This is a genomic window from Sphaerotilus uruguayifluvii, from assembly GCF_013294065.1.
GTDB classification, from domain to species: domain Bacteria; phylum Pseudomonadota; class Gammaproteobacteria; order Burkholderiales; family Burkholderiaceae_C; genus Sphaerotilus; species Sphaerotilus uruguayifluvii.
This window is the reverse complement of sequence record NZ_JABSNM010000007.1, coordinates 156,369-166,356: the sequence shown is the minus strand read 5'-3', so window position 1 is coordinate 166,356 and position 9,988 is coordinate 156,369. Positions and strand designations below refer to the sequence as shown.

The window sequence follows — 9,988 nt, the reverse complement described above, 5'->3', positions numbered from 1 at the left end:
TCTTGTTGTCCTGATCCGTCCGTGTCGTGCCTGGCACGCGCCGGACCGGCCGGTCCGCTCATGAATCCAGATTCCTCCCGGGGCAGTGCGCCCGACTCCGGCCTGTGGGCGCTGCTGGCGATGGCCGCGCTGCACGGCATCGCCGCCGACGAGGCGCAGCTGCGCCACCAGCACGGCACCGAGCCCTTCGACCGGCAGCGCCTGCTGCTGGCGGCGCAGCAGCTCGGGCTGAGCGCGCGCGCGGTGCGCCAGGACCCGCGCCGGCTGGCGCGGGCGCCGCTGCCGGCGGTGGCCTGCGACGCGGCCGGGCGCTTCTTCGTCGTCGCGCGCATCGAGGGTGCGGCCGCGCTGCCGGCCGGCACCGAGCTGCCCGGCAGCGCCAGGGTGCTGATCCAGCGCGCCGGCGAGCCGCCGGCGCTCGTCGCGCTCGAGGAGCTGCTGCGCACCTGGACCGGCGAGCTGATCCTGTTCACCAGCAAGGCGAGCTTTGCCGGCCGGATGGCGAAGTTCGACTTCACCTGGTTCATCCCGGCGGTGGTCAAGTACCGCCGGCTGCTGGCGGAGATCCTGCTGATCTCGCTGGTGCTGCAGCTCATCGGCCTGGTCACGCCGCTGTTCTTCCAGGTGGTGATGGACAAGGTGCTGGTCAACCACGCGATGCAGACGCTGCATGTCATCGCCATCGGCCTGATCTGCGCGATGGTGTTCGAGGCGCTGCTGTCGGGCATCCGCACCTGGGTGTTCGCGCACACCAGCAGCAAGATCGACGTGGAGCTGGGCGCGCGGCTGTTCCGCCATCTGCTGAACCTGCCGCTGGCGTATTTCCAGTCGCGCCGCGTCGGCGACTCGGTGGCGCGCATCCGCGAGCTGGAAAGCATTCGCAGCTTCCTGACCGGCAACGTCATGACGCTGGTGCTCGACCTGCTGTTCTCCTTCGTGTTCCTGGGCGTGATGTTCGGGTACAGCATGACGCTGACGCTGGTGGTGCTGGCCTCGATCCCGGTCTACGTGCTGCTGTCGCTGGTGTTCACGCCGGTGATCCGCGCGCGGCTGGACGACAAGTTCAACAAGGGCGCGGAGAACCAGTCCTTCCTGGTCGAGACGATCAGCGGCATCGACACCGTCAAGTCGATGGCGGTGGAGCCGCGCTGGATCCAGAAGTGGGACCAGCAGCTCGCCGCCTATGTCTCGTCGGGGCTGGCGGTGACGAACGTGGCGACCGTCGCCGGCGGCGGCGTCACGCTGGTGAGCAAGCTGGTGACGGCCGCGATCATGTGGATCGGCGCGACGCTGGTGATCGACAACCAGCTCAGCGTCGGCGAGCTGGTGGCCTTCAACATGCTCGCCGGCCAGGTGTCGAGCCCGATCCTGCGGCTGGCGCAGCTCTGGAACGACTTCCAGCAGGTCGGCATCTCGATGAGCCGGCTCGGCGACATCCTGAACACGCACCCCGAGGTCGCGGGCCAGAAGACGCGGCTGCCGCGGCTGCAGGGCGCGATCGAGTTCGACCAGGTCTCCTTCCGCTACCGCCCCGACGCCGCCGACGTGCTGCGCCAGGTCGCGCTGAAGGTGCGCCCGGGCGAGGTGATCGGCATCGTCGGGCGCTCGGGCTCGGGCAAGAGCACGCTGACCCGGCTGGTGCAGCGCCTCTATGTGCCCGACCGCGGCCGGGTGCTGGTCGACGGCCAGGACATCGCCATCATCGACACCACCAGCCTGCGCCAGCAGATCGGCGTGGTGCTGCAGGAGAACACGCTGTTCAACCGCTCGGTGCGCGACAACATCGCGCTGGCCCAGCCGGCCGCGCCGATCGAGCTGGTGATGCAGGCGGCGAAGCTGGCCGGCGCGCACGAGTTCATCTGCGAGCTGCCCGAGGGCTACGACACGGTCGTCGGCGAGCACGGCACGGGCCTGTCGGGCGGGCAGCGCCAGCGCATCGCCATCGCGCGCGCGCTGATCACCAATCCGCGCATCCTGATCTTCGACGAGGCCACCAGCGCGCTCGACTACGAGAGCGAGCGCATCATCCACGACAACATGCGCCTGATCTGCCAGGGCCGCACCGTGCTGATCATCGCGCACCGGCTCTCGGCGGTGCGCGACGCGCACCGCATCGTCGTGATGGAGCGCGGCCAGATCGTCGAGCTCGGCAGCCATGACGAGCTGCTGCGCAACCCGCGCGGCATCTACAGCCACCTGCACGCGCTGCAGGCCGGCGGTCCGGCGCGGCCGGCCGCCGTGGCCGGCGCGGGTCCGCAGACGGGAGCCGCCGCATGAGCCTGAAGCACCGCATCGAGGCCTGGGGCGAGCTGATCGGCCGCTACCGCCGGGCCTGGGCGCACGCCTGGTCGCATCGCCGCGAGCTCGCGCCGCCGCAGTACAGCGCCGAGGAGGCCGAGTTCCTGCCGGCGGCGCTGTCGCTGCAGGCGCGGCCGGTCTCGCCCTCGGGGCGCTGGACCGCGCGGCTGCTGATGCTGCTGGTGCTGGCGCTGCTGGCCTGGTCGGTGATCGGGCGCACCGACATCGTCGTCAATGCGCAGGGCCGCATCGTGCCGCGCGGCCAGACCAAGGCGCTGGCGGCGGTCGAGACCGCGCGCGTGCATGCGCTGCATGTCGAGGAAGGGCAGGCGGTGCGCGCCGGCGATCTGCTCGTCGAGCTCGATCCGCGCCTGAGCGACAGCGACGGCCGCCGCGCCGCGCAGGCGCTGGAGCAGGCGCAGCTGCAGGTCGAGCGCGCCGGCGCGCTGCTGGCGGCGCTGGACGGCAGCGGCCGCGCCGAGCCGAGGCTGCCCGAGCTGCCCGACGTCGACGCGCAGCAGCGCCGGCTGGCCGAGCAGCATCTGCAGGACCAGTGGAACGAGTACCGCACCCGGCTGGCGCGGCTGGACGCCGATGCCGGGCGCCTGGCCCAGGAGCTGCCGCTGGCCGAGCAGCGCGCGCGCGACTATGCCGAGCTGCTGCAGACGCGCGATGTCTCGCGCCATGCCTGGATGGAGCGCGAGCAGGCGCGGCTGGAGATCGCCGGCCAGCTCGCGGCGATCCGCTCGCAGAAGCTGGCGCTGGGCGCCGAGGTGCGCCGTGCCGCGCAGGACAGCCGCGCCGAGGGCCAGCGCCAGGTCGACGCCGCGCGCGCCGAGCTCGACAAGGCGCGCACCCACGGCGAGCTGCTGCGTCTGGTGGCGCCCGTCGACGGCACGGTGCAGCAGCTGGCGGTGCACACCGTCGGCACCGCGGTGCCGGCGGCGCAGCCGCTGATGCAGATCGTGCCCCGCCAGGCCCAGGTCGAGATGGAGGTGCGCGTCGAGAACCGCGACATCGGCTTCGTGCGCGAGGGCCAGGAGGCGCAGGTCAAGATCGACGCCTTCCCGTACACCAGGTACGGCACCGTGCCGGCGGTGGTCGCGCTGGTCTCGCGCGATGCGGTGCAGGACGAGAAGCGCGGCCCGGTCTACGCGGTGCGCATCGCGCTGAAGGCACCGGCGCTGCAGGTCGACGGCCGCGAGACGGCGCTGACGCCCGGCCTGAGCGGCAGCGTCGAGATCCGCACCGGCGATCGGCGCCTGATCGAATACGTGCTGTCGCCGCTGCTGCAGCATGGCAGGGAGAGCCTGCGTGAGCGCTGAACGCCGCCATCGCCGCCGCCGCTGCCTGTCTGCGGCCGCGCTGCTGTCGCTGCTGCTGGCCGCGGGCGGCGTGGCGCGGGCCGGGGGGCTGCTCGATGCGCCCGGCGCGGGGGTGCCGGACCTGCTCGACAACCCGCTGTCGGTGCCGCAGCTGGCCGTCGGCGACCCGGATGCGGCCGCGCCGCCGTCCTGCCGCGACGTGCCGGCGGGGGCCGGCGCGCAGGCGGCGCTGCCGCTGTCGCTGGCCGAGGCGATCGACATCGCGCTGTGCCGCCATCCGCAGCTGGCGCAGGCCCAGGCCGAGATCCACGCCCAGGCTGCCGCGCTGGGCGAGGCGCGCGCCGCCTACTGGCCGCGGCTGCAGGGCAGCGTCTCGCGGCTGTCGACGACGACGCTCCACACCGGCAGCGGCCAGTCGCTCGACCAGGACGCGAGCTCCCGCAGCGCGACGCTGAGCTGGCGGCTGTTCGACTTCGGCGCGCGCCAGGCCGGCCACGAGGGCGCGCAGCGCCTGCTGGCCGCCGCCGGTGCCGCGCGCGACGCCACCGCGCAGCGGGTCATGGCGGCGCTGGTCTCGGCCTACTTCGACGCGATCACCGCGCAGGCCATGGCGACGATGCGCCGCGAGGCCTGGCGCCAGGCGGGCGTGGCGCTCGACACCGCGACCCGGCGCGAGCAGCGCGGCCTGGTCGCCGGCAGCGACGTGCTGCAGGCGCGTGCCCAGCAGGCGCGCGCGCGGCTGGCGCTCGAGCGCGCCGAGGGCGAGGCGCGGCGCGCGCAGCTGATGCTGTCGGCGGCGATGGCGCTGCCCGATGGCGCGCCGCTGCGCCTGCCCGAGCGGCTGGACGCGCCGCAGGACGAGGAGACCGAGGACCTGCAGCGCTGGCTGGCCGAGGCGCGCGAGCGCCATCCGGCGGTGGTGGCGGCGCAGGCTCGGCTGCAGTCGGCGCGGCTGCGCGCCGGCTCGGCCCGCGCCGAGGGCCTGCCGACGCTGGACTTCAGCGCCTCGCGCCATGTCAACGGTCAGCCCGACCAGGGCCTGTACGCGACCGGCAGCCGCGTCACCACCTACGGCGTGACGCTGACGCTGCCGCTGTTCGAGGGCTTCGCGCGCACCTACCGCATCCGCGGCGCGCAGGCCCAGGTCGAGCAGGGCGAGGCCCAGCTCGAGCAGGCGCGCCAGCAGGTCGCCGTCGACGTGCTGCGCTCGCATGCCGACGCGGTCTCGGCGCGGCGCCTGCTGCCCGGCGCGGCGACGCTGGCCGAGGCCGCCGAGGCGGCCGCCGCCAGCGCGGTGCGCCGCTACGACAAGGGCGCGGCCGACATCACCGAGCTGCTGTCGAGCCAGTCGCTGCTGGCCGAGGCCCGGCTGGAGCAGCTGCGCACGCTGGCCGAATGGCACTCGGCGCGGCTGCGGCTGCTGGCGGCGGCCGGGGTGCTGCAGGCGGTCGACAGCGGCCCGCCACGGGTGTCCGCCGTGCCGTGACGTGAAGCTGTCCCGGTTTTCCGGTCAAATTCTTGCTTGTCCGCTCGCTGCTGCTCCGCTTCCCGGCCGGTGGCGGGCGGAGCGAGACGAGACCCGAAAGACAAGTGGATGACCCCTCTGACAAGACTGCAGCGCCGGCTGGCGCTGTCCGCCGCCGCGATCACCTCCGGCGTCGGCCTGGCCATGGCGGCCGCGGCCGCGCTCGAGCGGGGCGGCTCGCTGCTCGACCGCACGCTGATCGCGGCGATCTCCTGCGTGCTGGTGCTGGGCGCGCACCTGCTGCCGACGCTCTCGCGCGGCGCGCTGGCGCGGCTGCTGTGGCTGGGCTGCGTGCTGCTGACCGCATGGAATCATGCGTCCTTCTTCACCGCCGCGTCGCTGCGCGCCGGCTCGGTGCGGGCCGAGGCGGTCGAGACCCGCGCGCAGGCGCGTGCACTGCAGGCGGATCTCGACGCGATCGCGGCGCGCCCGCTCGCGGCGGTCTCGGCCGATCTGGCGACGGCGCAGGCACGCGCCAGCGCGGCGGCGATCGCGCTCGAGCGCTGCCGGGCGGGGGCGCCGCATCCGGCGGTGCCGCCCGCCGCTGCGGTCGCGGCCTCGGCGGCGCTGCCCGGCGGCTGCCTGCGCCTGGCCGATGCGGCCGAGCAGGCGCGCCGCCGCTCCGAGGCACTGGGCGTCGAGCAGGGCGAGGCCCGGCGCGCTGCCGAGCTGCGCCAGCGGCTGGTCGATGCCGCCGCCCGCCAGGACCAGGCGCGCGACCTGGCTGCGCTCGACCCGGTCTCGCGGGCGCTCGCCGGCCTGACCGGCCTGTCGCCCGACGGGCTGGGCACCGGCGTGGCGGTGCTGTCGGCGATGGTGGTCGAGCTGATGGCGGCGCTGCTGTGGTCGGTGGCGCTGCTGCCGCAGGCGGGTCCGCCGGGGCCGCAGGCCGAGGACACCTCCACCGCCGTCGCCAGCGCCGCCGACCGCCCGTTGCCCGTGGCCGGCGAGGCGGCCGAGCTTGCCGGCGTCGTGTCCCCCGGTCCGGCCCCGGCGGCGTCGCTGGTGTCTTCGCCGGTGCGGCCGCCGGTGCCCGAGCCCGAGCCCCTGCCGTCGCCGGATCCGGTGCTGGACTGGGCGGCGCTGCACGACGAGCTGCGCTCGGACCTGCTGGCGCTGGCCGCGCCGGTGGCGGTGCGCCCGCGCGTGGAGGCCGCGCTGTTGCGCGGCACGATCGCGCAGCTGTGCGACGGGCGCGCGATCGGTCTGCAGGTGCTCGCGCAGCTGCTCAACCGCGACCCCGACCACCTGCGCCGGCGCACGCTCGCCGCGATGGTGCACGAGGGCCTGCTGAAAGTGGATTATCCGTCGGAGCAGGACCCGCGGCCGGTGTATTCGGCGGTGGCGGGGTGAGCCGGCGGCGCGGGCCGGGGCCTCAGCCCAGGATGCCGCGGTAGCTGCCGATGCGGTCGAAGGCCGCGTCGACGAGATGCCAGCGCCGGTCGCCGATCTGCTCGGCCACCGCGCGGCCGAACAGGTCCTCCGGCGTGCGCGGGCCGCCGGGCTGCACGAAGCGGTGTTCGCGCAGGATCTTGGACGGATCGCCCAGCACCCAGCCGATGCGTTTCCAGTCGCCGGCGAAGTGCTGCAGCAGCAGCGGCACGACCCGCTCCCGGAACACCCGGCCCAGCGCCGCCAGCGTCGCCGCGCCCGGCTCGGCCAGCGGCATCAGCACGCCGTGGCCGATGCGGTGGTCGCGGCCGAGCAGCACCTCGATGCGCTCGTTCATCACCCGCAGCAGCGCGCCGAGGTCCACGTCCTCGACCGCGATGCCGTCGAGCAGGTCCGGCTGCGGCGGCATCTCCCGGAAGACGAAGCGCCGCGACAGCGCCCTGTCCAGCTCGGCGAGCGGGCAGTCGGAGGTGTTGACCGTGCCGATCAGGTGCAGGTTGGCGGGCACGCCGAAGCGCCGGCCCGAGCCGGGCAGCGTCACCTGCAGCGCCTCGGGCTTGCCCAGGCGCCGCGCCGGCTCGATCAGCGTCAGCAGCTCGCCGAAGATGCGCGCGACCTCGCCGCGGTGGATGTCGTCGATGACGAGCACATGCGCATGGCGGCGGCCGGCGTCGCTGGCCGCGTCCTGGCAGAACTGCAGGAACAGGCCCGCCTCGACCCGTTCGCCCGTGCCGGCGTCGCTGCGGCGCCGCTCGACGAAGTCGGCGTAGTCCAGGCCCGGATGGAAGGTGACGCGGCGGATGCGGCCGGCGTCGGCCAGCGCGTCGAAGCGCTCCTTGAGCATCGACCGCTGGCCATGATGCTGCTCGAGGAACAGCGGGTCCACGATGCGCAGCGCCTCGTCGAGGGTGGCGCGGGTCTTGCCGGTCCCGGACGGGCCGTGAAGGATGAGGTTGCGGGCCCGCCCGGGCTGCAGAGGGTGGCTGATCATGTGAAGAATTCTCGTTTCAGCCTCGGGCGCTCCCAGGCGCGCCGCCGCCGGATCGTGATCTCTTCACGCTTGATTCCCCACCCGATCGTGGGGGCTGTCGACGTCGTGGCGCAGGGGGTTTCATTTCCGGCGCGTCAGGCCGGTCGTCCTTTTCGAGGAGGCGCAGATCCGCCGTCGGACGAGATACTGATCCTTTTGGTACCTTGGGTAACCTCGGGGGAACGAACCATGGACATCGATGCGCTGATCAGCGATCCGACGCTGCTGGGGCCGCTCGAAGACCTGCGCCGCAAGCGCTTCAGTGATCTGGTCGACCAGGAGGGCCACCAGTACGTGGATCTGGTGATGGAAGGCGGCGGCATGCTGGGCATCGCGCTGGCGGGCTACACCTGGGCACTGGAGCAGGCGGGGCTGCGCTTCCTGGGGCTGGGCGGCACTTCGGCCGGCTCGATCAACGCGCTGCTGCTGGCCGCGCTGGGGCCGCCGGCCGAAGCCAAGGGGCCGAAGCTGCTGGCGGAGATGGCCGCGCTCGACTTCCGTGGCTTCGTCGATGGCGACCGTGACAGCCGACGGCTGATCGACGCGGCCCTGGACCCGGGTTCCGGAGCCTGCCGCCTGGCCTGGCGCACCTGGCGCGCGCTCGACACGCTGAAGGCTCGGCTCGGGCTCAATCCCGGCGAGGTCTTCCATGACTGGATCCGCGGCGTGCTGGCACGCGAGGGCATGACGACGCTCGATGCGCTGCAGGCGCGTCTGGCCGAGCCGCCTCCAGGGCTGTGGAACCTGCGCCAGAACCGGCTGCTCGGGCCGCAGGAGGCACGCGGGCGGCTGGCGATCGTCGCCGCCGACGTGGCCTCCGAGAGCAAGGTGGTCTTCCCGGACCACGCACCGCTCTACTTCTCCGATCCGATGCAGGCCGATCCGTCGCTGTTCGTGCGCGCGTCGATGTCGATTCCCTTCTTCTTCGAGCCGCTGCGCCTGAGCGTGCCGCAGGACGCCGGGGCGGCCCGGCGCTGGCTGGAATGGGTCGGCTACGACGCCGAGCAGGAGGGCGGACTGCCGGAGCAGGGCGTCTTCGTCGACGGCGGGGTGGTGTCGAACTTTCCCGTCAACCTGTTCCACAACTACAGCCGGATCCCGTCGCGACCGACCTTCGGCGTGAAGTTGCAGTACGACGAGCGCCGTCGCCGCATCGGCGGGCCGACGAGCCTGTTCGGCGCGATCTTCGATTCGGCACGGCATTGCCTCGACTACGACTTCCTGTCGAGCAACCATGACTATCGCCATCTGGTGCAGTACATCCCTTGCCTGGGCGTGAACTGGCTGGACTTCGGCATGGACGAGTCCACCCGCGCACGGCTGTTCCGAGAGGGCGCCCGGCAGGCGATCGACTTCCTGTCGGGCTTCGACTGGGAGGCCTATCGCGAGCTGCGCTCGCGCATGATCTTTCCGACTGCGTCGGCCTCGACGACGGGGCAGATGCGCATCGGATGAGCGCGGTGCGGTGACATCGTCGCGCCGGCCCGGTAGAAGACACCGGAGCCGACGATGACGATGCCCGACGACACCTTCCCGACCCCCGAGCTGCTGGCGCGGCTGGCTGCCGGCGACCGCGCGGCCTTCGCCGCCGTGGTCGAGACCTGGCAGCGGCCGCTGGCGGGCTTTCTCGGCCGGATGGGCCTGCCGCCGGCACGCGTCGAGGAGCTGGTGCAGGACAGCTTCGTGCGGGTCTGGCTGAACATCGGCCAGTACCGCCCGGCGCAGGCCCGCTTCTCGACCTGGCTCTACACCATCGCGCGCCGGCTCGCGCTCAACGAGCTCGACCGCGCCGCGCACCGCCACGAGCAGGCCGCGCCGGCCGGCGCCGATCCGGACGCGCCCGGTCTCGATGCCGCCTGTCCCGAGCCCGGCCCGCCGGCGCAGCTCGCGCGCCGGCGTCGCCAGGCGCTGCTGCAGTCGGCCCTGCGCCGGCTGGCTCCCGAGGACCGCAGCGTGCTGGCGCTGGCCTATGTGCAGGAGCTGTCGCTGGCCGACATCGCCCGCATCGAGGACTGCTCGGCCGCGGCGGTGCGCACCCGGCTGTGGCGGGCCCGCCAGCGCCTGCGCGAGATGCTCGGTCCCGATCTGGAGGATGACCATGACGCCTGAACGTTCCGACCCGCTGGACCGCTGGCTGCTCGACGCCGCGCCCGAGCTGCCCGCCGACTTCACCGCGCGCGTGCTCGCCGTGCTGCCCGAGCGGCCCCCGGCGCTGCAGCAGGCCGCCGACGCCGCCGCGCTGCAGGCATCCGTCCGCACTGCCGAGCTGCCGCCGAGCCGCTGGCCGAGGCTGCGCGCGCTGGCGCTGGCCGCCGGCGGCCTGCTCGGCCTGGCGCAGGTGCTGGCCTTCCTGCTCGGCGTCTGGTCCGGCACGCAGGCGGGCTGACCCGCCCGCCGCCCCACCTTCCCGTCATTCCC

The 9,988-nt window shown here is 73.7% G+C and carries 8 protein-coding genes; 7 read left to right on the top strand and 1 reads right to left on the bottom strand.

Features of this window, described 5'->3' with window-relative positions; genetic code table 11:
• The first annotated feature begins 60 nt into the window (after positions 1 to 60).
• From HNQ01_RS09860 to HNQ01_RS09845, 4 genes are all read left to right on the top strand, one after another.
• Positions 61 to 2,277: a type I secretion system permease/ATPase gene (locus tag HNQ01_RS09860; RefSeq protein WP_173805208.1), complete on the top strand. Its 2,217-nt coding sequence runs from the start codon at positions 61 to 63 to the stop codon at positions 2,275 to 2,277.
• Positions 2,274 to 3,623 (top strand): HlyD family type I secretion periplasmic adaptor subunit, encoded by a 1,350-nt coding sequence (locus HNQ01_RS09855; protein ID WP_173805207.1) that lies wholly within the window; start codon positions 2,274 to 2,276, stop codon positions 3,621 to 3,623. Before HNQ01_RS09860 ends, HNQ01_RS09855 begins: the two co-directional genes overlap by 4 nt.
• Entirely contained in the window at positions 3,613 to 5,109 is a 1,497-nt protein-coding gene (locus HNQ01_RS09850) for a TolC family protein (protein WP_173805206.1), read from the top strand. Before HNQ01_RS09855 ends, HNQ01_RS09850 begins: the two co-directional genes overlap by 11 nt.
• A 108-nt stretch (positions 5,110 to 5,217) precedes the next feature.
• Complete coding sequence (locus HNQ01_RS09845) at positions 5,218 to 6,501, top strand: hypothetical protein (RefSeq protein ID WP_173805205.1); 1,284 nt, start codon at positions 5,218 to 5,220, stop codon at positions 6,499 to 6,501.
• Between the two features lie 22 nt (positions 6,502 to 6,523).
• Here the strand turns inward: HNQ01_RS09845 and HNQ01_RS09840 are convergent, their stop codons facing one another.
• On the bottom strand, positions 6,524 to 7,531 hold the full coding sequence (locus tag HNQ01_RS09840) for an McrB family protein (protein WP_173805204.1): 1,008 nt from the start codon (positions 7,529 to 7,531) through the stop codon (positions 6,524 to 6,526).
• Between the two features lie 228 nt (positions 7,532 to 7,759).
• On the opposite strand from HNQ01_RS09840, the gene HNQ01_RS09835 reads away from it, so the two are divergent.
• Genes HNQ01_RS09835 through HNQ01_RS09825 form a run of 3 tightly spaced genes read left to right on the top strand, consistent with a single transcriptional unit; the run spans position 7,760 to position 9,956 of the window.
• Complete coding sequence (locus HNQ01_RS09835) at positions 7,760 to 9,025, top strand: patatin-like phospholipase family protein (protein ID WP_173805203.1); 1,266 nt, start codon at positions 7,760 to 7,762, stop codon at positions 9,023 to 9,025.
• 54 nt (positions 9,026 to 9,079) lie between these two features.
• Positions 9,080 to 9,679: an RNA polymerase sigma factor gene (locus tag HNQ01_RS09830; RefSeq protein ID WP_173805202.1), complete on the top strand. Its 600-nt coding sequence runs from the start codon at positions 9,080 to 9,082 to the stop codon at positions 9,677 to 9,679.
• Complete coding sequence (locus tag HNQ01_RS09825; RefSeq protein ID WP_173805201.1) at positions 9,669 to 9,956, top strand: hypothetical protein; 288 nt, start codon at positions 9,669 to 9,671, stop codon at positions 9,954 to 9,956. The genes HNQ01_RS09830 and HNQ01_RS09825 overlap by 11 nt, the downstream gene beginning before the upstream one ends.
• Positions 9,957 to 9,988: the final 32 nt, after the last annotated feature.

Bases quoted from the DNA above. Each gene is read 5' to 3' on its own strand.
- HNQ01_RS09830 (WP_173805202.1), top strand. From the start codon at position 9,080: ATGACGATGCCCGACGACACCTTCCCGACCCCCGAGCTGCTGGCGCGG.
- HNQ01_RS09825 (WP_173805201.1), top strand. From the start codon at position 9,669: ATGACGCCTGAACGTTCCGACCCGCTGGACCGCTGGCTGCTCGACGCC.
- HNQ01_RS09855 (WP_173805207.1), top strand. From the start codon at position 2,274: ATGAGCCTGAAGCACCGCATCGAGGCCTGGGGCGAGCTGATCGGCCGC.
- HNQ01_RS09845 (WP_173805205.1), top strand. From the start codon at position 5,218: ATGACCCCTCTGACAAGACTGCAGCGCCGGCTGGCGCTGTCCGCCGCC.
- HNQ01_RS09835 (WP_173805203.1), top strand. From the start codon at position 7,760: ATGGACATCGATGCGCTGATCAGCGATCCGACGCTGCTGGGGCCGCTC.
- HNQ01_RS09840 (WP_173805204.1), bottom strand. From the start codon at position 7,531: ATGATCAGCCACCCTCTGCAGCCCGGGCGGGCCCGCAACCTCATCCTT.
- HNQ01_RS09860 (WP_173805208.1), top strand. From the start codon at position 61: ATGAATCCAGATTCCTCCCGGGGCAGTGCGCCCGACTCCGGCCTGTGG.